A 21,117-nucleotide genomic window follows, 5' to 3' on the forward strand; every position below is an offset into this window, starting at 1 on the left:
GCGCGCGTGGTCGCGTCGGTGCTGGTCGGCGGGCGTCGGTACGCTGGTGCCGTGACGGATGCACCGATCGGAGTCTTCGACAGCGGGGTCGGCGGCCTCACCGTGGCCCGCGCCATCATCGACCAGCTCCCGCGCGAGAGCATCCGCTACGTCGGCGACACCGTGCACTCGCCCTACGGCCCGAAGCCCATCGCCGACGTCCGCCGCTACGCGCTCGAGGTCATGGACGACCTGGTCGAGCAGGGCGTCAAGGCGCTGGTGATCGCGTGCAACACCGCGTCCTCCGCCGTGCTCCGCGACGCCCGCGAACGGTACGAGCAGGCATACGGCATCCCCGTCGTCGAGGTCATCCAGCCCGCGGCCCGCGCCGCCGTCAAGCAGACCCGGACGGGCCGCGTCGGGGTGATCGGCACCGTGGGCACCATCGCGTCGCGCGCCTACGAGGACGCCTTCGCGGTCGCCGCCGACGTCACGCTGACCACCGCCGCGTGCCCCCGGTTCGTCGAGTTCGTCGAGGCCGGGGACACCTCGTCGCCGTCCCTGCGCGAGATCGCGGCCGGCTACCTCGACCCGATCCGTGCCGCCGACGTCGACACCCTCGTGCTCGGCTGCACCCACTACCCGCTCATGTCCGCCGCGATCCAGTTCGTCATGGGTCCGGAGGTCACGCTCGTCTCCAGCGCCGAGGAGACCGCGAACGACGTCTACCGCCGACTCGTGGAGCACGGGCTCGAGCGCACCGCGACCACCGCCCCGACCTACTCGTTCGAGGCGACGGGCGACGACAAGAACGGCTTCATCCGGCTCGCCCGGCGCTTCCTCGGTCCCGAGGTCTCGAGCGTCGGCCACCTCCAGACGGGGGCCATCACGCTGCCCCGCACCGAAAGGACCCCATGACCGACACCCTCCGCGTCGACGGCCGCACCGCCACCGACCACCGTCCCGTCACCATCGAGCGGGGGTGGAGCACGCAGGCCGAGGGCAGCGCGCTCATCTCCTTCGGCAACACCAAGGTGCTCTGCACCGCGTCCTTCACCAACGGCGTACCCCGCTGGCTCGCCGGCAAGGGCACCGGCTGGGTCACCGCCGAGTACTCGATGCTGCCGCGGTCGACGAACGAGCGCATGCAGCGCGAGTCCATCAAGGGCAAGGTCGGCGGCCGCACCCACGAGATCTCCCGCCTGATCGGGCGTTCGCTCCGCGCGGTCGTCGACACGAAGGCCCTGGGTGAGAACACCCTGGTCATCGACTGCGACGTGCTGCAGGCCGACGGCGGCACCCGCACGGCGTCGATCACGGGCGCGTACGTGGCGATGGCCGACGCGATCGAGTGGGGCCGTGCCAAGGGCTTCATCGCGAAGAAGGCCACTCCGCTCACCGACAGCGTGCAGGCGATCTCGGTCGGCATCGTCAAGGGGGAGCCGATGCTCGACCTCGCCTACACCGAGGACTCCGCCGCCGACACCGACATGAACATCGTCACGACGGGCTCGGGCAAGTTCATCGAGGTGCAGGGCACCGCCGAGCACGCGCCGTTCGACCGTGACGAGCTGAACGTCCTGCTCGACCTCGGCCTGGCCGGCAACCAGTCGCTCGCAGCGATCCAGCGTTCGGTCCTGGGTCTGGCGTGACGTCCCGCGAGGTGGTGCTGGCCACCCACAACCAGGGCAAGGTCGTCGAGCTGCGCGAGATCCTCGGGTCGGCGCTGGGCGAGGGTGTCGAACTCGTCGGGTACGACGGCCCCGAGCCGGTCGAGGACGGCGACAGCTACGCCGCGAACGCCCTGATCAAGGCGCGTGCCGCGGTCGCGCACACGGGGCTGCCGGCGCTCGCCGACGACTCCGGGATCGCGGTCGACGCACTCGGGGGCGCACCGGGCATCCACTCGGCCCGGTACGCCGGCACCCGCTCGGACGCGGACAACATCGCGCTGCTGCTCACGAACCTGCAGGGCGTCGTCGAGCGGACCGCCTCGTTCGTGTGCGCTGCCGCCTTCGTGACGCCCGACGGTCAGGAGCACGTGGTCGAGGCGGTCTGGAACGGCGAGGTGCTGACCGAGCCCGTCGGTGACGGCGGCCACGGCTACGACCCGGTGTTCCGGCCGGACGACGCCGACCGCTCGTCGGCGGAGCTCACCCGCGACGAGAAGAACGCCCTGTCGCACCGCAGCAAGGCGTTCCGGGGCATCGCGCCGATCGTGCGGGAGCACTTCGGCGTCTGAGCACCGGCGCGCTCGTCGTCCCGCACAACCGAAGTCGCCCCGAACCACGTGATCACGTTGTTCGGGGCGACTTCGGTTGTGCAGGGCGCTAGAGCGTCGGGTCGACGGTCGGGGCCGTGGTGGCCTCGGTCTCGTTCGTGTGCTTCGCCTTGCGGGCGTTGCGCAGGTACGTCAGCGCCATCGGCACGACGGTCACGACGACCGCGGCGAGCAGGATGATGTCGATGTACTCGCGGACGATGTGCGCCACGAACGGGATGTGCCCGATGAAGTACCCGAGGAACGTCACGCCGACGCCCCAGACCACGGCCCCGATCGCGTTGTAGAGCGAGTACTTCTTGTAGTCCATCCGGCCGACGCCCGCCGCGATCGGGGCGAAGGTGCGGACGACCGGCACGAAGCGCGCCAGGATCACGGCCAGGGGGCCGAAGCGGTGGAAGAACGCGTTGGTGCGCTCGACGTTCGCCTTCGAGAAGAGCCCGCTGTCCTTGCGCTCGAAGATCGGGGGCCCGGCCTTCTTGCCGATGTAGTACCCGAGCTCGCCGCCGAGGAACGCGGCGGCGCCGATCATCAGCGCCGCGACCCAGATCGGGATGCCGCCGATCTCGCCACCGCGGTCGAAGGCGAACAGGCCGGTGATGACCAGCAGGCTGTCGCCCGGGAAGATGAAGCCGATGAGCAGACCGGTCTCGGCGAACACGATCGCGCAGACCACGAGCACGGCGATGGCCCCGAAGTGGTCGAGGATGTACTGCGGATCGAGCCACGGGATCAGGGCGAGTGCGACGGAGTGCATGGTTCTTCCGGTCGTGGAGCGGGAGTCACGGGGAGGACTCCCGCGGGATGAGGGTACCGCCCGGAAGTGACCGGGCCATCCCTCGCAGGGTTGACCTGCACGAGGCGTGCGGATGACCGCAACGGTGCGCCAGGAGGGACTCGGTGCGGAAGGAGGGACTCGAACCCTCACGCCTGGGGCACAGGAACCTAAATCCTGCGTGTCTACCGATTCCACCACTCCCGCGAGCAGCGGCAGTCTACCGAGCGCGGGGTGCGGGGCGGACGTGCGCCGGGCCTCCAGGCCGTGGGACGCACCGTGCGCGCTCCGCGACCCGGTGCGAGGAACCGGACGTGGTGCGGGGTGGGCCGAGTGCCACCGAGTACGGAACCTCGCACGGGACGGCCGCGCGTCAGCGCAGCGGGCGCGGCAGGTACCGGGGCACGTACCGGAGCAGGATGCCCGCGCCGACCAGGCCGAGCACGCCCATCACCCCGCTCGCGACGGCGATGGACGCGACGGCGGTCACGCCGGAGATGAGGAGCGGTGCGGCCGCCGACCCGAAGTCGCCGGTGAACCGCCAGGCCCCCAGGAACGGTGCCGGGGCGTCGCGCGGTGCGAGGTCCGCGCCGAGCGTCATGAGGATGCCGGAGCCGACCCCGTTGGCCAGGGACATGCCCATCGCGATCGCGACGAACCAGCCGACCCTGGCGTCCAGGTGGCCGCTCCAGGCGAGCAGGAAGTAGCTGATGCTCAGGCCGAGCATGCAGGGCAGCGCGCTCGCGAGCCGTCCCCAGCGGTCCATGATCTGCCCGCTCGTGTAGAACAGCGCGAAGTCGACGGCTCCGGCGATGCCGATCACGAGGGCCGCGGTCGAGTCGTCGAGACCGACGCTCACCGCCCAGAGCGGCAGGATCACCTGCCGCCCGGCGCGCATCGCACCGATCAGGCCGGCGCCGCTGCCGAGCCGCAGCAGGACCGCCCCGTTCGCGCGGATGGTGCGGAAGAGGCCCTGCGCCTCCTGCTGGACGAACTGCGCCCCGGTGTCGGCGGGCGGTTCGGTCGCTTGGTCGCTCGCGTCCGTCGTGTGGTCGGCCGACAGCCGGGAGGCCCGTGGCGGCAACCGCAGGCCGCGTGTGCCCGTCGCGGGGTCGCGCAGCACCAGGAGCACGGTCGCCGCCGCCAGGCAGCAGACGACGTGGATCCAGAAGGCGCTGCTGGTGGTGCCGGTCAGGTGGATGACGCCGGCGGCGATGAACGGGCCGACGAAGTAGCCGAAGCGGAAGACGCCGCCGAGGCTCGACAGCGCCCGGGCCCGGATCCGCAGGGGGATCGCGGTGGTCATGTAGGCGTGCCGGGCGAGGGCGAACACCGCGGTGGAGACACCGACCAGGAACACCCCGAGCGCCAGGACCCAGGCGTTCGCGGCCGTCGTGGCGACCACGAGCCCGACCACGGACACGAGCGCGGCGCCGATCATCGCGTTCCGCTCGCCGATGCGGGCGACGACGATGCCGGACGGCACGTCGCCGATGAGCTCCCCGACCAGGATGAGCGAGGCGACGAAGCCCGCGAACGCCAGGCTGGCACCGAGCGAGTCGGCCGCGATCGGGATGATCGGGATGATCGCGCCCTCACCGATCGCGAAGAGCGCAGCGGGCAGGAACCCGGACAGCAGGACGGACCGGAAGTCGAATGAGTCGTTCCCCGTCGTGGCCATCGCCCGACCAACGGTACGCCAGCGGTACCGCTTCGTCGGCGGGTTACCCTGGACGCATGCGTGTTCTTGCGGCGATGAGCGGTGGTGTCGACTCGGCGGTGGCCGCAGCCCGGGCGGTCGACGCCGGCCACGACGTGGTGGGCGTGCACCTGGCCCTGAGCCGGATGCCCGGCACCCTGCGCACCGGCAGCCGCGGGTGCTGCACCATCGAGGACTCGATGGACGCCCAGCGCGCCGCGTCGGCCCTCGGGATCCCGTACTACGTGTGGGACTTCTCGGCCCGGTTCAAGGAGGACGTCGTCGACGACTTCGTGGCCGAGTACCAGGCCGGCCGCACCCCGAACCCCTGCATGCGCTGCAACGAGCGGATCAAGTTCGCGGCGCTGCTCGAGAAGGCACTGGCCCTGGGCTTCGACGCCGTCGCGACCGGGCACTACGCCTCGATCGTCACCGGTCCGGACGGCTCCCGCGAGCTGCACAGGTCGGCCGCGTGGGCGAAGGACCAGTCGTACGTGCTCGGCGTCCTGACCGCCGAGCAGCTGCAGCACGCGATGTTCCCGCTCGGCGCGACGCCGTCGAAGGACGAGGTCCGGGCCGAGGCCGCCGAGCGCGGGCTGACGGTCGCCCAGAAGCCGGACTCCTACGACATCTGCTTCATCCCGGACGGGGACACCCGCGGCTGGCTGGCGGACCGCGTCGGCACCGCCCCCGGTGAGGTCGTCGAGCGCGACGGCACGGTCGTCGGCTCGCACGAGGGCGCCACCGGCTACACCGTCGGACAGCGCCGCGGCCTGGCCCTCGGTCGCCCGGCACCGGACGGCAAGCCCCGGTTCGTGCTCGAGATCCGCCCGAAGGACAACACGGTCGTCATCGGCCCGAAGGAGGCCCTCGCCGTCACCTCGATGTCCGGCTCGCGGTTCACCTGGGCGGGCACGGCCCCGGCCGACCCCGCGACGCCGTTCGCCTGCGACGTGCAGATCCGCGCGCACGCCGACCCGGTGCCCGCGACCGCCCGGGTGCAGGACGACGTGCTCGTGATCGACGTCGACGAGCCGCTGCACGGGGTCGCTCCCGGGCAGACCGCCGTGGTCTACGTCGGCACGCGGGTGCTCGGCCAGTGCACGATCGACACCACGGTCAGCGCCGTCCCCGTCGACGCCTGACCCCGCCGCTCCCGGGGCACACGCTCGCTGCACGTCGCGTCGGTGGTGCACGGTAGAACTGATGCCATGAGCGAGACCGACGCGACGTTCGAGACCATCGACCCCGACGGGCTCGACGCCGCCCAGGCCGCGCGCGAGGTCGACCGGTTGCGCGCCCGCGTCACCGAACTGCGCCACGACTACTACGAGGGCAACGCATCGCCCCTGTCGGACGCCGACTACGACGCCCTGGTGCACCGCCTCGACGCGATCGAACGGCGGTTCCCGGAACTCCTGACGCCCGACAGCCCCACGCAGACCGTGGGCGGGCAGGCGCAGACGACGCAGTTCGCGCCGGTCGAGCACGCCGAGCGCATGCTCTCGCTCGACAACGTCTTCAGCCCCGACGAGCTCACCGAGTGGGCCCTCAAGGTGCAGCGGGACGCCGGTGCCGAGCGGGTGCGGTTCCTGACCGAGCTGAAGATCGACGGCCTGGCGATCAACCTGCGGTACGAGCACGGTCGGCTCGTCTCCGCCGCCACCCGCGGTGACGGCGTGGTCGGCGAGGACGTCACCGGCAACGTCCGCACGATGGGCACGATCCCGGACCGCCTGTCCGGCACCGGTCACCCGCCCCTGGTCGAGGTCCGGGGCGAGATCTTCTTCCCGGTCGCCGAGTTCGACGAGCTCAACGCCAACCAGCGCGAGGCGGGGGAGCGCGTGTTCGCCAACCCGCGCAACGCCGCCGCCGGGTCCCTCCGCCAGAAGGAAGAGGGCAAGTCCGAGGCGAAGCGGGCACTGATGGTCGACCGGCTGCGGCGTCTGCGGATGCTCGTGCACGGCATCGGCGCGTGGCCCGTCCGTGAACTCGAGCAGGGCACCGACGTCCGCAGCCAGTCCGAGGTGTACGAGCTGCTGCAGACCTGGGGACTCCCGACGAGCAGCCACTACCGGGTGTTCGACACCATCGACGAGGTCAACGCCTTCGTCCGGACCACGGGTGAGCGCCGGTCGTCCGTCGAGCACCAGATCGACGGCGTCGTCGTGAAGGTCGACGACCTCGCCCTGCACGAGGAACTCGGGTCGACGTCGCGGGCGCCGCGGTGGGCGATCGCGTACAAGTACCCGCCGGAAGAAGTGCACACGACGCTCACCGACATCGTGGTCAGCGTCGGCCGCACCGGCCGTGCCACCCCGTTCGCGGTGATGGCACCGGCCGAGGTCGCCGGGTCCGTCGTCCGCCAGGCCACGCTGCACAACCAACAGGTCGTCAAGGCGAAGGGCGTGCTGATCGGCGACACCGTCGTGCTGCGGAAGGCCGGCGACGTCATCCCCGAGGTGCTCGGCCCGGTGGTCGAGCTCCGTGACGGCTCCGAGCGCGAGTTCGTGATGCCGACGAACTGCCCCGAGTGCGGTACCGAGCTCGCCCCCGCGAAGGAAGGCGACATCGACCTGCGGTGCCCGAACGCGAAGAGCTGCCCGGCGCAGGTGCGCGGTCGGGTCGAGCACATCGCCTCGCGCGGGTCGCTCGACATCGAGGGGCTCGGCGAGGTCGCGGCCGCAGCACTCACGCAGCCGCTTCGCCCCGAGACCCCGCCGCTCGTCACCGAGGCCGGGCTGTTCGACCTGACGATGCAGGACATCGTCCCGATCGAGGTCATCGTCCGCGATGCCGAGACCGGCATGGAGAAGGTGGACGACGACGGCACCCCGAAGCGCGTCACGCCGTTCAGCCGGGCGCGCAAGAAGACCGACCCGCCGTTCGACCCCGAGGCACGCGGTGCCGACTACACCGGTGAGCCGAGCCGCTACCCGTCGAAGAACGCGTTCGAGATGCTCGCGAACATCGACGCGGCGAAGACGAAGCCCCTGTGGCGGATCCTGGTCGGCCTGAGCATCCGCCACGTCGGACCCGTCGCCGCCCGGGCCCTGGCGAACCACTTCGGCTCCCTCGACGCGATCCGGTCGGCCTCGCGCGAGGACCTCGCCGCCGTCGACGGCGTGGGCGGGATCATCGCCGACGCCCTGCTCGCCTGGTTCGACGTCGACTGGCACCGCGAGATCATCGACCGCTGGACGGCGGCCGGCGTGCAGTTCACCACCCCGGGCCACCCCGGCCCGGGCAGCGCCGACGTCGAGGGCGGCGTGCTGAGCGGCGTCACCGTCGTCGCGACCGGGTCGCTCGAGGGCTACACGCGCGAAGGTGCACAGGAGGCGATCATCACCGCCGGTGGCAAGGCTGCCTCGAGCGTGAGCAAGAAGACCGACTTCGTGGCGGCCGGTCCGGGTGCCGGTTCGAAGCTCACGAAGGCCGAGCAGCTGGGCGTCCGGATCATCGACGCCGAGCAGTTCCACCTGCTCGTGACCGAGGGACCCGCGGCGCTCGCCGAACCGGAAGCCCCCACGACCGAGGACTGAGGACCGAGGACCGACCGGGGCGCACAGCACGCCCGGTCGCATCCGCTGAGCGCGGCGCGCCGTCGAACGCGCCCAGTTCGGGGGACAAGTTGCATCGCGCATGGATGATCCGCGGACATCTCCATAGACTCGACCGAGCATCACCCGTCGTCTGCAGGGGGACGTCGGGACGGCCTTCCCGGGGGAGACCCGAATGCTGCTCATCGCTGCGGCTCTGCTCACCGCCTCGGTGCACTCGCTCGGAGTGATCGAGGCCCCAGGCATGCCCCCGGCGCACCATGTCACGGTCGCCAGCACCGCCACGACCCGCATCGTCCCGGTCGACGACACGCTCTCGTCGGCGTCGGCGTCGGCGTCGGCGTCGGCATCGGCATCCGTGTCGGCTCCCGTGGCGACGCCGGTGGCGACAGCGGCGTCGTCGACGACCGCGGTGGGGGTCGACGACCTCGCCGCCGCGCACGGGCGCGCCTTCGTCGAAGACCTCGGTGCGCTCGGCGCCGCCGACCTGCGGAGCGCGGCCACCGACCGCGGCGTCGTGGCGACGGTGCAGGACGACCCGCCGCCCGCGCAGACCGTCGCGCAGTGGTGGTCGCACCTGCCCGCCGACGAGCAGGACCGACTCCTCGCGCACGCGCCCGCCCTGGTCGGGAACCTCGAGGGCGTGCCGTACGCCGTCCGTGACCAGGCGAACCGTGCGACGCTGACGTCCGGCCTCGCCGACGCCGATCTCGGTGCAGCCCGGGCCGCGATGCTCGGGCAGGTCCGGGACTCCCTGGTGCAGCAAGCCGGCGACCCGCGGCGCTTCCTGGTGGCGCTCGACACCCGGGGGTCCGGCCGTGCGGCGATCAGCATCGGCGACCTCGACACCGCGGCCGACGTCACCGTCGTGGTGCCGGGCATGTTCTTCACGGTCACCGGGCAGATGACCGACTTCACGAACACCGCCAACGACCTGTCCCGCGAGCAGGCCACCCTGGCGCCGCTCGCCGCCACGGGCAACGGGTCGGGAGCCGCCGTCGTCGCGTGGATGGGGTACCGCACGCCGGACCTGTCGAACATCCTGTCGCTCGGGCTCGCCCGGACCGGGGCGGAGCGGCTCGAACGGACGGTCGCAGGGCTGCGTGTGATCCGTGCCGGAGACCAACCGCGCGTGAACATCGTCGCGCACTCGTACGGGTCGACCACGGCGATGACGGCCCTGGCGTCGGGGCGGATGACCGCCGACACCCTGACCGTGCTCGGGTCTCCGGGCAGCGACGTCCGGACGGCGGACGACCTCGCCGTCGCCACCGGGCAGGTGTTCGTCGGCGGCGCGCACAGCGACCCCATCGCGGGCTCCGGGTACTTCGGCACCGACCCGGGCGGGGCGTCGTTCGGGTCGACCGTGCTCGACCTCGCCGGGGGTGCCGACGCGCTGTCGGCCGGTGACGTGTTCCGGCGACCCGTGGGGCACAACGACTACCTCAAGCCGGGCACGGCATCGCTGCACGACGTCGCCCTGATCGGCATCGGACGCGGCGACCTGGTGCGCGAGCAGGTCCGACGCGGCAAGTCGGGTGGTGACGGCATCGTCGGCGCCTCGCCGGACATGTACCTCGTGCGCCCGCAGGACCTGCAGCCCCGTGACTGACCGGCCGTGACCGACCGACCGGCCGACCGGCCGACCAGCCCTGAACGGCCGGCGGTGCCCGACCACCGACCGGGCGGACCCGCCGGTCGTGGCGACGCGGTGGACGTGACCCGATCGTGACCGGCGGCCGACGTGGCGGAGCCGTTGCGGGCCTCCCGGCCGGATCGGCGCGCACGCGCGGATCGCGACCCGACCTCGGAACCGCCTGGGTGGCAACCTGAGCGCGACCGCAGCCTGCACTCGTTCCAGGGCAGAACCAGTACAGCCCTGCTGCCTACGGTGCCGTCATGCGTGTGGTGCGATGGCCTGGTGCTCTCCTGATGTTCGTGGTGATGTCCGTGCTCGCTGGCATGCTCGTCGCCGTCGCGGTGACCCCGGCGGTCGCCGTCGCGGGTGAGGGGACGTCCGGGGCGGTCTCGTTCTTCGAGGACCTGCCGACCTACCTCGACGTGCAGACCCCGCAGCAGGTGTCGTCCGTGTACGCGGAGCAGGGCGGGAAGCAGGTCAAGATCGCCTCGTTCTACGCCGAGAACCGCACGAACGTGACGGCGGACCAGATGGCGGACTCGCTCAAGCAGGCGGCGATCGACACCGAGGACCCGCGCTACTACGACGAGGGCGGCATCGACGTGCTCGGGACGCTCCGCGGGGTCGCCGCGACCGTCGTCGGCGGGGACGTGCAGGGCGGCTCGAGCATCACGCAGCAGTACGTGAAGAACGTCCTGGTGCAGCAGTGCGAGGAGCTCACGGGCAAGGACCAGGCCGCCACCGAGAAGAAGGTCGAAGCCTGCTACGAGGACGCGGCCGGCGTCACGCCGCAGCGCAAGCTGCAGGAGATGCGGTACGCGATCGCGGTGAACAAGAAGTACTCGAAGGACGAGATCCTGACCGGGTACCTCAACATCGTCGGGCTCGGCGGGCGGGTCTACGGGGCCGAGGCCGGGGCCGAGCACTACTTCGGCGTGCACGCGAAGGACCTGTCGCTCGTGCAGTCGGCCACGCTCGTCGCGATCCTCAACAACCCGTCGAACCTGCGCATCGACGTGCCGAGCGACAAGGACAACGGCAAGGCCAACGGGTACGAGCTGACGAAGGAGCGCCGCGACTACGTGCTCCGCCGGATGCAGGCGCACGGGTCGATCACGAAGGCACAGATGACGAAGGCGATCGCGACGCCGGTCACGCCGAAGATCACCGAGACCGCCAACGGGTGCTCGACCGCCGCGACGCACCACGACGCCGGGTACTTCTGCGACTACGTCCGCGACCAGGTGCTGCAGGACCCCGCGTTCGGCAAGACCGCGGCGGCACGCATCGCCACGCTCGACACCAAGGGCCTGCAGATCCACACCTCGCTCGACCTCGACCTGCAGGACCAGGCACAGTCCGCCCTGTCCACCTACGTGCCGGCCACGATGGCCGGCGTCGATGTGGGCGGCTCGAACGTCACCGTGGAACCCGGCACCGGTCGGATCATGTCGATGGTCCAGAACACCACGTACACGCAGGGGGACAACGCGGCTGCCGGGGCCACGGCGGTGAACTACAGCGCCGACTCCGGGTACGGCAACTCGGGCGGGTTCCAGACCGGCTCGACCTACAAGGTGTTCACCCTGGCCGAGTGGCTCGCCAGCGGGCACACCCTGTCCGACTCGGTCACCACCTCGGAGCACCAGTTCGAGAACGCCGAGTTCACCAACACCTGCCAGAACGTCGCGGGCGGCACCTGGAACGTCGCCAACGCCGAGAGCGTGCCGTCGTCGATGTCGGTCGAGGCGGCGACGGTCGAGTCGATCAACACCGCGTACGCCCAGATGGGGAAGCAGCTCGACCTGTGCAAGATCGCCCAGCTCGCGCAGTCGATGGGCATCCACCGCGCCGACGGCGGCGACCTGACGCAGACGCCGTCCTCGATCCTCGGCGTGAACGAGCTGTCGCCGATCGACCTGGCCGAGGCCTACGCGGGCTTCGCCAACGGCGGCATCGTGTGCACGCCCACCGCGATCGACTCGGTGACCGAGGCGGACGGCACGAAGATCACCCCGACGCCGTCGTCCTGCACGCAGGGCGTCTCGGCGGACGTCGCGGGCACGGTCGACTACGCGCTGCAGGGCGTCCTGTCCGGTTCGGGCACCGCGGCGAGTGCGAACCCCGGGGACAGCGTGGCGAAGTTCGCGAAGACCGGCACCACCGACGGCGACGTGCAGAACTGGCTGGTCGCGTCGTCGACGAAGTACACGAACGCCACCTGGGTCGGCAACGTGCAGGGGAGCGTGAGCCTGGCGAACTGGCCGTTCCTGCAGGGCACCACCGGGTACAGCGCGAAGTTCGGGGTCGGGAAGTCGATGATGGCGTACCTCGACCAGACCGTCGGCGGGGGAGCGCTGCCCGCGCCGAGCCAGGCGATGATCGGGCAGGCGAGCAAGTCGTCTTCATCGTCTTCGTCGTCGTCGGGGTCCTCGTCCGGGCAGGGGACGGCGCAGGACGACCAGACGACGCCGACGGCTGCTCCGGCTGCGCCTGCTGCACCCGCTGCTCCGGCTGCGCCGGCGCCCGCCGCGACGGTGGCCCCGGCGGCACCGGCTGCGAGGGGCCAGAGCGGGAAGTGACCCTCGACGCCCTGGAGGCCCGGTGCCGGTCCGGCGGACCGGCACCGGGCCTCCAGGGCGTTGTCCACAGCCGCGCCTGCGCGCCCGACGCAGCCAATAGACTGTGGGGCATTCCACGAACCGATCGACGGAGCACCATGCCTGACATCACGAGCGAGCAGGTCGCACACCTGGCGAACCTCGCACGTATCGCACTCACGCCCGACGAGATCGAGAAGCTGACCGGGGAGCTGTCGCACATCGTCGAGAGCGTCGCCAAGGTCGCCGAAGTCGCGACCGACGACGTCCCGGCGACGAGCCACCCCGTGCCGCTCGGCAACGTCACCCGACCCGATGTGGTCGGCACGACGCTGACGCAGGAGCAGGCGCTCTCCGGGGCGCCCGACTCCGACGGCGAACGGTTCCGCGTGACCGCCATCCTCGGCGAAGAACAGTAGGGCGAAGAACAGTGACTGACGACATCACGAAGCTGAGCGCCGCGGCGCTCGCCGACGCCCTCGTGGCGCGCGACGTCTCGAGCGTCGAGGCCACCCAGGCCCACCTCGACCGGATCGCCGCCGTCGACGGCGACGTGCACGCGTTCCTGCACGTCAACCAGAACGCCCTGGCAGTGGCGAAGTCGATCGACTCCCGCCGTGCCGCGGGCGACGACCTCGGGCCGCTCGCCGGTGTGCCGATCGCCGTCAAGGACGTCCTGTGCACGCAGGACATGCCCACGACCGCCGGGTCCAAGATCCTCGAGGGCTGGGTGCCGCCGTACGACGCCACCCCCGTCGCGAAGCTCCGCGCCGCCGGCCTCGTGCCGCTCGGCAAGACAAACATGGACGAGTTCGCGATGGGCTCGACCACCGAGTTCTCGGCCTACGGGCCGACCCGCAACCCGTGGGACCTCGACCGGATCCCCGGCGGCTCCGGCGGTGGCTCGGCCGCTGCGGTCGCCGCGCACGAAGCCCCCTTCGCCCTCGGTTCGGACACGGGTGGCTCCATCCGTCAGCCGGGTGCCGTGACGGGCACGGTCGGTGTGAAGCCGACCTACGGCGGGGTGAGCCGCTACGGCGCCATCGCCCTGGCGTCCAGCCTCGACCAGATCGGCCCGGTGTCCCGCACCGTCCTCGACGCCGCGCTCCTGCACGACGTCATCGGCGGGCACGACCCGAAGGACTCCACGTCCATCCCGGACGCCTGGCCCTCGATGGCCGCCGCCGCACGCGAAGGGCTGCAGGCGGACACGCTCCGCGGCCTGCGCGTCGGCGTGGTGAAGGAACTCGCCGGGGGCGACGGATTCCAGGCCGGTGTGACCCAGCGCTTCCAGGAGACGGTCGCGCTGCTCGAGTCGGCCGGTGCGGTCGTCGTCGAGATCGACGCACCGTCGTTCGCGTACGCGATCAGCGCGTACTACCTGATCCTCCCGGCCGAGGCGTCGTCGAACCTCGCCAAGTTCGACTCGGTGCGCTTCGGCCTCCGGGTCACGCCCGAGAACGGTGCCACCGTCGAGGACGTCATGGCCGCCACGCGTGAAGCCGGCTTCGGGCCCGAGGTCAAGCGGCGCATCATCCTCGGCACCTACGCCCTGAGCGCCGGCTACTACGACGCCTACTACGGCTCGGCGCAGAAGGTCCGCACGCTCGTGCAGCGGGACTTCCAGGCCGCATTCGAGCAGGTCGACCTGCTCGTCAGCCCGTCGGCGCCCACGACCGCGTTCCCGATCGGTGAGCGCATCGACGACCCGCTGGCGATGTACCTCAACGACCTCACGACGATCCCGGCGAACCTCGCCGGCGTCCCCGGCATGAGCATCCCGAACGGCCTCGCGCCCGAGGACGGCCTGCCTGTCGGCGTGCAGCTGATGGCGCCCCAGCGTGAGGACGCCCGGCTGTACCGCTACGGTGCCGCCCTCGAGCGTCTGCTCGAACAGCAGTGGGGCGCGCCGCTCATCGCGTCCGTCCCGGACCTCGACCAGAGTCAGCAGTCCGCTGCGCAGGAAGGTGTGATCTGATGGCGCAGAAGGACGCGCTGATGGACTTCGACGAGGCGCTCGAGCGCTACGAGCCGGTGCTCGGCTTCGAGGTCCACGTCGAACTCGCGACGAAGACCAAGATGTTCTCGGACGCCCCGAACTTCTTCGGCGGCGAACCCAACACGAACGTCACCCCGGTCGACCTCGGGCTGCCCGGGTCGCTGCCGGTCGTGAACGCACAGGCCGTGCGGTACTCGATCCAGCTCGGGCTCGCGCTCGGCTGCTCGATCGCCGAGTCCTCGCGGTTCGCCCGGAAGAACTACTTCTACCCGGACAACCCGAAGAACTACCAGGTCTCGCAGTACGACGAGCCCATCGCCTACGAGGGCGAGGTCGAGGTCGAGCTCGCCGACGGGACGATCTACAACATCCCGATCGAGCGCGCCCACATGGAAGAGGACGCTGGCAAGCTGACGCACGTCGGTGGTGCCACCGGCCGCATCCAGGGTGCCGAGTACTCGCTCGTCGACTACAACCGTGCCGGTGTGCCCCTGGTCGAGATCGTCACGAAGCCGATCTTCGGCGCCGAGCACCGTGCCCCCGAGCTCGGAGCCGCCTACGTGCAGGTCATCCGCGACCTCGTCCGGTCGCTCGGCGTCTCCGAGGCCCGCATGGAGCGCGGCAACCTGCGGTGCGACGCGAACATCTCGCTGCGCCCTCGCGGGCAGGAAAAGCTCGGCACCCGCACCGAGACCAAGAACGTCAACTCGTTCCGCGCCGTCGAGCGTGCCATCCGCTACGAGATCCAGCGCCAGGCCGCGATCCTCGCCGCCGGTGGCACGATCACGCAGGAGACCCGGCACTGGCACGAGGACACCGGCCGCACCTCGGCCGGTCGTCCGAAGTCGGACGCCGACGACTACCGGTACTTCCCGGAGCCCGACCTGCTGCCCGTCGTGCCGGACCCCGCGGTCATCGCGGAGCTCCGTGCCTCGCTGCCCGAGGCCCCCGTCGCACGCCGCCGTCGCCTGAAGGGTGACTGGGGCTTCGCCGACCTGGAGTTCCAGGACGTCGTCAACGGCGGGCTGCTCGACGAGGTCGAGGGCACCGTCGCCGCCGGCGCCGCACCACAGGCCGCCCGCAAGTGGTGGACCGGTGAGATCAGCCGCGTCGCCAACGCGCAGGACGCCGCCCCCGGTGACCTGGTGTCGCCGAAGCACGTCGCCGAGGTCATCGCGCTCGTCGAGTCCGGCGACCTGACCGACCGTCTGGCACGCCAGGTGCTCGAGGGCGTCATCGCGGGCGAGGGTTCGCCGGCGCAGGTCGTCGAGGCCCGTGGGCTCAAGGTCGTCTCGGACGACTCCGCTCTGACCGCCGCGGTCGACGAAGCACTCGCGGCGCAGCCCGACGTGCTGGCGAAGATCCAGGACGGCAAGGTCCAGGCGGCCGGCGCGATCATCGGCGCGGTCATGAAGGCCATGAAGGGCCAGGCCGACGCCGCCCGCGTGCGGGAACTCGTGCTGGAGCGCGCGCAGCAGTCCTAAGCGGTCCCACCACGGAGGGCACGGCACCGATCGGTGCCGTGCCCTCCGTGCGTCCCGTCGCCGTGCGTCCCGTTGCCGTGTGCATCCTGGGGACGCGTCAGCGATCCGGTGACAGGATGAGTCGTGTCCGCAACGATCCGCGCCATCGGAACCGCCGTCCCCGAGACGACCCTCGACCAGCCCCGGGTGCGTGACCTGTTCTCCGCCCAACCCGACCTCGGGCGGCTCGGCAAACGGCTCGTCCCCGCCGCGTTCGACGGGTCGGCGGTCGACCAGCGGCACACCGTCCTCGAGGAACTCGACTCCGCGCGTGCCGGTGGGGCCTTCCGTGACGACGACGGCACCCTGCGCTCGCCGTCCACCGGTTCGCGCAACGACCGGTACCGCGAACTCGCACCGCCGCTGTTCGTCGCCGCCGCCCGCGACGCGGTCGAACGTGCCGGCATCGCACCGGAGGCCGTCACGCACCTGGTGACCGTGTCGTGCACCGGGTTCACGCAGCCCGGTCCCGACATCGACGTCGTCGAGCAGCTCGGGCTCCCCGGGGGCGTCTTCCGGCACCACATCGGCTTCATGGGCTGCTGCGCCGCGTTCCCCGCGCTCCGGATCGCCGCGGCGTTCGTCGACCAGGACCCGGACGCCGTCGTGCTCGTCGTCTGCGGTGAACTCTGCACCCTGCACGTCCGCGCCTCGAACGACCCCGACCAGATCGTCGCGAACAGCGTCTTCGGCGACGGTGCGGCCGCCGCGGTCGTCGCCCGCGACGGTGCCGGTCTGCGCTTCGACGACTTCACGACGGCCGTGGTGCCCGAGGGGGCGTCCGAGATGGCGTGGAACATCGGGGACGAGGGCTTCGAGATGGTCCTGTCCACCGCCGTGCCGAAGCTCGTCGGCCTGCACGTCCCGAGCGCCGTGCAACCGCTGCTCGACGGCGGGCCGGCGTCGGACGTGCCGGTGTGGGCGGTGCACCCGGGCGGCCGGGCCATCCTCGACCGCACCCAGGAGTCGCTCGGCCTGCCCGACAGCGCCATGGAGTCGAGCCGGCGGGTGCTGCGGGAACACGGCAACATGTCGAGCGCCACCGTGCTCTTCGTGCTGCGGGACGCCGTCGACGCCGGCCTCGAGGACGGCAGTGCCGTCGTCGCGCTCGCCTTCGGCCCCGGCCTCACCGTCGAGAGCGCACGGCTCACCGCGGTGCGGACCGAGGCGTGGCTCGCAGCGGAACCCGCGGCGTCGCCCGCGGCAGAACCCGCGGCGGAACCCGCGGCGGAACCCGTTGTCGCACCCGCCCGCGTGCCCGTCGCGACCACGGGCGCGGCGTGAGCCGTCAGGACGGCGGCACCACGGGCCTCCCGGCCGTCGACCTGCGCACCCGCGCGCTCGACCTGACCGAGCTGATGGACGACCCGGACTGCGACCCGCGCGCCCTCGCGCGCACGTTCCGGCGCTTCGCCGTCGTGAACGCGCTCGTGAGCGGCTGGCGCGCGGCCTGGCGCTCGCACGTCGTGCCGGCCCTGCCCGCCAGCGGCCGAGGCCGGGTCCTCGACCTGGGGTGCGGCGGCGGCGACCTGGCCCGCTCGCTGGTGCGGTGGGCGGCGAGCGACGGTTTCGACCTCGAGGTCGTTGGGGTCGATCCGGACGAACGAGCCATCGCCGCGGCACGGCGGTCGTCCCCGACCGGCGTGACGTTCCGGCAGCAGTCGAGCGGTGACCTGGTCGCGGCGGGTGAGCGGTTCGACGTCGTCGTGTCGAACCACGTGCTGCACCACCTGGGTGACGAGGAGCGTCGGGGGTTCCTCGCCGACTCCGAACTGCTCGCGAGCGGGCGCAGCCTGCACTCCGACATCCGGCGCTCGCCGGCGGCCTACCGGGCGTACGCGCTGGCGTCACCGCTCGTGGCGGCGGGGACGTTCATCCGCGTCGACGGCCTGCGGTCGATCCGCCGGAGCTTCACGGTGCCCGAACTCCGCGACGTGCTGCCCGGCGGGTGGCGGGCCGAGGCGGCTGCGCCGCACCGGGTGCTGGCGATCCGCGACGCCTGAGCGGGCGGGCCGCCGGTTTTCCGACGTGACCAGACGACGGACGGGAGGCCCGTGGCGACGCCGCCACGGGCCTCCCGTCCGTCTGCCGGTGCGTCCACGACGCGCGCCGCTACGGGCGCAGCAGCACCTTGATGGCCCGGCGCTCGTCCATCGCGCGGTAGGCCTCGGCGGCCTCGTCGAGCGGCAGCTCCAGGTCGAAGACGCGACCGGGGTCGATCGCGCCGGACAGCACGTCGGGGAGCAGCTCGGGGATGTACTTCCGGGCCGGGGCCATGCCGCCCGCGATGGCGATGTTCGTGTCGAACAGGTAGCGCGTGCCGATGGTCGGCACCCCGTGCGGGACCCCGACGAAGCCGACGTTGCCGCCGGGCCGGACCGAGTGCAGCGCCTGGTCCATGCTCTCCTCGGTGCCGACGGCCTCCACCGCGCAGTCGGCCAAGTCGCCGCCGAGCAGCGCGCGGACCGCCGCGACGCCCTCGTCGCCGCGCTCCGCCACGATGTCGGTCGCACCGAACTCGCGGGCGAGCGCCTGCCGGTCGGCGTGGCGGCTCATCGCGATGATGCGCTCCGCCCCGAGCCGCTTCGAGGCGAGCACGGCGGACAGACCGACCGCGCCGTCGCCGACCACGACGACGGTCTTGCCGGGGCCGACCGCTGCCGACACCGCGGCGTGGTGACCGGTCGAGAAGACGTCGGACAAGGTGAGCAGCGACGGCACCAGGGCCGGGTCGACCGGGCCGGGGACCGCGACGAGCGTGGCGTCGGCGTCCGGGATCCGCACGTACTCGGCCTGTGCGCCGCCGACGGGGTCGCCGTACGCGTCCGTGCTGCCGAACCCGGACAGGTGGTCGCAGCCGGTGGTCATGCCGTTGCGGCAGGCCTGGCAGGTGCCGTCGTTCATGGTGAAGGGGGAGATGACGAAGTCGCCCTCGTGCAGGCCGGTGACGTCGTCACCGACGGCGACGACCTCGCCGACGAGCTCGTGGCCGATCGGCCGCGGCTGCTTCGTCTCGGTGACGCCGCGGTAGGGCCAGAGGTCCGATCCGCAGACACAGGCCGCGAGGACCTTGACGACGACGTCCTTGCCGGACAGCAGCCCGGGTCGGTCGCGCTCCTCGACGCGGATGTCGTTCGGGGCGTGGATGATCGCTGCGCGCACGGGCGGGCCTTCCGTCGAGATGATGGGGAACCGGCGCGGTCGACGTCGTCCGGGCCGTCGTCGACAGTACCCTCGTGCGGGTGGACGACGACCGGTACGGCGGCGATGTGCTCTCGGGGGACTGGCGCTCGCGCGGGGTGAAGAAGGTGCGGCAGGTGCCGCTCGAACGGGACATGGTGCTCGAGGACCCGGACTCCGGGTGGGCCGGTGCCGTGGTGGGACTCGAGGCCGGCAACATCGCGCTCGAGGACTGGAAGGGCCGCACACGCTCCTTCCCCTTCACCGGGCAGTTCCTGCTCGAGGGTGAGCTGGTGACGCTGGGGCGGCCGTCGGCGCCGGTCGGGCGGTCTGCCGGGGGTGCCGGGGGTGCTGCTGGCCGGGCTGGTGCTGCTGGTTCCGTCGGTGCCGTGCACGCGGACTGGAGGCCCGGGGGCGCGCCCGCCGTGCGGCAGGCGTCCGACGGTGGTCGCCTCCGCACCGCGTCCGGATCGTTCGCCGTGGAGTCGCAGCGTGCTCGGGTGGCGCTCCCCAGCCGCATCATGGTCGAGGGCAAGCACGACGCGGAACTCGTCGAGAAGGTGTGGGGCGCCGACCTGCGCGTCGAGGGCGTCGTGGTCGAGGAACTCTCCGGCGTCGACAACCTGGCGGCGGTGCTCGACGAGTTCCAGCCGACGCGGGAGCGCCGGGTCGGGGTCCTGGTCGACCACCTGGTGCCCGGGTCGAAGGAGTCCCGCTTCGCCGACGCGGTGATGCGCGGCAAGTGGGGCGCGCACGTGCTCGTCGTCGGGCACCCGTTCGTCGACGTCTGGCAGTCGGTCAAGCCGGCGCGGGTGGGGCTGCGGGCGTGGCCGACGATCCCGCGCTCGATCGAGTGGAAGGCGGGCATCTGCCAGGCGCTCGGCTGGCCGCACGCCGAGCAGGCCGACATCGCCCGGGCATGGCAGCGGATCCTCGGGCAGGTGCGCACCTTCGCCGACCTCGAGCCGGAGCTGCTCGGCCGTGTCGAGGAGCTGATCGACTTCGTGACGGAACCACAGGCCTGAGAACCGGCGGATTGCCCGACCGGCGCGGTGTGCCGGGGGTGAACCGCGCCTCCAGGCCTACTGTTGAGGGATGGACGGCATCGACGGTCGCGTGCGGGGCGCGGTCGACCTGTGGCTGCGCTGGCTGCCGCGCTGGCAGATCGGGACCGCCCGCCCGCGCACGCGCATCTGCCGGAAGTGCACCGGGTCCCCGATCGCCGCGGCCGCGGGGTTCGGACCCGACGTGCCGCACGCCGTCCAGCACGCGCTGATCGGGCGGATCTCGACGATCGTCGAGGACGCCGTCGACGACTACACGGCGAAGAACCTGCCGCTGCTGCAGCGCGAACTCGAGCGGGCGGCGGCGCGGAAGCGGCACGCGGGGTACCAGCCGGCCGAGGGGTTGTCGCCGGAGTTCCAGGGCCTCGACGTGGACCCCGAGCCGTCGCCGGGGTCGCCGTTCCTGTTCACCCTCGGCGAGCTGGCCGGCACCGGTGCGGGGGAGCAGACGCCGCGCGAGCCGCTGTCCGACGAGGCGAAGGCCGCGCTCCGGCACGAGATCGCGCTGTCCGACGAGTGTGCGCGGTCGACCGGCACCGCGGTGTGCCTGGCGCTCATCGACCACCGGCCGCGGATCGCCGAAGCCGTGGAACGCCTGGTGGAGCCGCAGATCGAGGCGCTGGTGTCGGACATGTTCCGCGGGTTCGACGGGCCGGAGGACGGGCCGCGCAGCGGGTTGTTCTAGGCGGGGGTGCGGGTGCGTGCGGGTGCGTTCGGTGCGAGGTTCCGTACTCGGTGCGAGCGTCGTCTGGCCGCACCGAGCACGGAACCTCGCACCGTTCGCACGGCTCCTCGCACGGTGCGAGGTCGGCGGGTCG

At 72.0% G+C, this 21,117-nt stretch carries 17 protein-coding genes and 1 tRNA gene; 14 read left to right on the plus strand and 4 right to left on the minus strand.

What is annotated here, in order from left to right; genetic code table 11:
- Window positions 1-51 precede the first annotated feature (51 nt).
- Genes murI through rdgB form a run of 3 tightly spaced genes read left to right on the plus strand, consistent with a single transcriptional unit; the run spans window position 52 to window position 2,221 of the window.
- Window positions 52-897, plus strand: coding sequence for a glutamate racemase (gene murI / locus QRN49_RS15310; RefSeq protein ID WP_111022679.1), 846 nt, complete (start codon window positions 52-54; stop codon window positions 895-897).
- Complete coding sequence (rph, locus tag QRN49_RS15315; RefSeq protein WP_111223806.1) at window positions 894-1,631, plus strand: ribonuclease PH; 738 nt, start codon at window positions 894-896, stop codon at window positions 1,629-1,631. Before murI ends, rph begins: the two co-directional genes overlap by 4 nt.
- Entirely contained in the window at window positions 1,628-2,221 is a 594-nt protein-coding gene (gene rdgB, locus QRN49_RS15320) for an RdgB/HAM1 family non-canonical purine NTP pyrophosphatase (RefSeq protein ID WP_194621584.1), read from the plus strand. Before rph ends, rdgB begins: the two co-directional genes overlap by 4 nt.
- Before the next feature lie 88 nt (window positions 2,222-2,309).
- Here rdgB and QRN49_RS15325 read toward each other — a convergent pair whose 3' ends face one another.
- The 3 genes from QRN49_RS15325 to QRN49_RS15335 all read right to left on the minus strand — a co-directional run bounded on the left by QRN49_RS15325 (window position 2,310) and on the right by QRN49_RS15335 (window position 4,716).
- A complete protein-coding gene (locus QRN49_RS15325; RefSeq protein WP_138802754.1) occupies window positions 2,310-3,017 on the minus strand; it encodes a DedA family protein in 708 nt (235 codons plus the stop codon).
- A gap of 144 nt (window positions 3,018-3,161) precedes the next feature.
- Window positions 3,162-3,242 (minus strand) — tRNA-Leu (locus QRN49_RS15330).
- Window positions 3,243-3,408: 166 nt separating this feature from the next.
- Window positions 3,409-4,716 carry an MFS transporter gene (locus QRN49_RS15335; protein WP_284756579.1) on the minus strand — a complete coding sequence of 436 codons (1,308 nt, stop codon included), beginning with the start codon at window positions 4,714-4,716 and terminating at the stop codon, window positions 3,409-3,411.
- A 56-nt stretch (window positions 4,717-4,772) separates the two neighbouring features.
- On the opposite strand from QRN49_RS15335, the gene mnmA reads away from it, so the two are divergent.
- From mnmA to QRN49_RS15380, 9 genes are all read left to right on the plus strand, one after another.
- Complete coding sequence (gene mnmA / locus QRN49_RS15340) at window positions 4,773-5,879, plus strand: tRNA 2-thiouridine(34) synthase MnmA (protein ID WP_284756580.1); 1,107 nt, start codon at window positions 4,773-4,775, stop codon at window positions 5,877-5,879.
- Window positions 5,880-5,945: 66 nt separating this feature from the next.
- Window positions 5,946-8,276: an NAD-dependent DNA ligase LigA gene (gene ligA / locus QRN49_RS15345; protein ID WP_209130237.1), complete on the plus strand. Its 2,331-nt coding sequence runs from the start codon at window positions 5,946-5,948 to the stop codon at window positions 8,274-8,276.
- A gap of 193 nt (window positions 8,277-8,469) precedes the next feature.
- Entirely contained in the window at window positions 8,470-9,906 is a 1,437-nt protein-coding gene (locus tag QRN49_RS15350) for an alpha/beta hydrolase (RefSeq protein ID WP_284756581.1), read from the plus strand.
- Window positions 9,907-10,193: 287 nt separating this feature from the next.
- Window positions 10,194-12,515, plus strand: coding sequence for a transglycosylase domain-containing protein (locus QRN49_RS15355; protein WP_284756582.1), 2,322 nt, complete (start codon window positions 10,194-10,196; stop codon window positions 12,513-12,515).
- 137 nt (window positions 12,516-12,652) lie between these two features.
- Window positions 12,653-12,952 carry an Asp-tRNA(Asn)/Glu-tRNA(Gln) amidotransferase subunit GatC gene (gatC, locus tag QRN49_RS15360; RefSeq protein ID WP_017887005.1) on the plus strand — a complete coding sequence of 100 codons (300 nt, stop codon included), beginning with the start codon at window positions 12,653-12,655 and terminating at the stop codon, window positions 12,950-12,952.
- A gap of 11 nt (window positions 12,953-12,963) precedes the next feature.
- Window positions 12,964-14,511, plus strand: coding sequence for an Asp-tRNA(Asn)/Glu-tRNA(Gln) amidotransferase subunit GatA (gatA, locus tag QRN49_RS15365; protein ID WP_111022649.1), 1,548 nt, complete (start codon window positions 12,964-12,966; stop codon window positions 14,509-14,511).
- Complete coding sequence (gene gatB / locus QRN49_RS15370; RefSeq protein WP_284756583.1) at window positions 14,511-16,016, plus strand: Asp-tRNA(Asn)/Glu-tRNA(Gln) amidotransferase subunit GatB; 1,506 nt, start codon at window positions 14,511-14,513, stop codon at window positions 16,014-16,016. The genes gatA and gatB overlap by 1 nt, the downstream gene beginning before the upstream one ends.
- Window positions 16,017-16,139: 123 nt before the next feature.
- The gene (locus tag QRN49_RS15375) at window positions 16,140-17,339 is read left to right on the plus strand and encodes a type III polyketide synthase (protein WP_284756584.1); all 1,200 of its coding nucleotides are present in this window, start codon (window positions 16,140-16,142) and stop codon (window positions 17,337-17,339) included.
- Window positions 17,336-18,058, plus strand: a complete 723-nt coding sequence (locus QRN49_RS15380; protein WP_111038782.1) for a methyltransferase domain-containing protein — start codon at window positions 17,336-17,338, stop codon at window positions 18,056-18,058. Before QRN49_RS15375 ends, QRN49_RS15380 begins: the two co-directional genes overlap by 4 nt.
- 109 nt (window positions 18,059-18,167) lie before the next feature.
- Here the strand turns inward: QRN49_RS15380 and QRN49_RS15385 are convergent, their stop codons facing one another.
- Complete coding sequence (locus QRN49_RS15385) at window positions 18,168-19,217, minus strand: zinc-dependent alcohol dehydrogenase family protein (protein WP_111235477.1); 1,050 nt, start codon at window positions 19,215-19,217, stop codon at window positions 18,168-18,170.
- Between the two features lie 80 nt (window positions 19,218-19,297).
- Between QRN49_RS15385 and QRN49_RS15390 the strand changes: the two genes are divergently transcribed.
- Window positions 19,298-20,260: a DUF3097 domain-containing protein gene (locus QRN49_RS15390; RefSeq protein WP_194653672.1), complete on the plus strand. Its 963-nt coding sequence runs from the start codon at window positions 19,298-19,300 to the stop codon at window positions 20,258-20,260.
- 70 nt (window positions 20,261-20,330) lie between these two features.
- Complete coding sequence (locus QRN49_RS15395) at window positions 20,331-20,984, plus strand: hypothetical protein (protein ID WP_017886998.1); 654 nt, start codon at window positions 20,331-20,333, stop codon at window positions 20,982-20,984.
- Window positions 20,985-21,117 lie beyond the last annotated feature (133 nt).

The organism is Curtobacterium sp. ME-Dv--P-122a (assembly GCF_030209645.1).
Classification (GTDB): domain Bacteria; phylum Actinomycetota; class Actinomycetes; order Actinomycetales; family Microbacteriaceae; genus Curtobacterium; species Curtobacterium flaccumfaciens.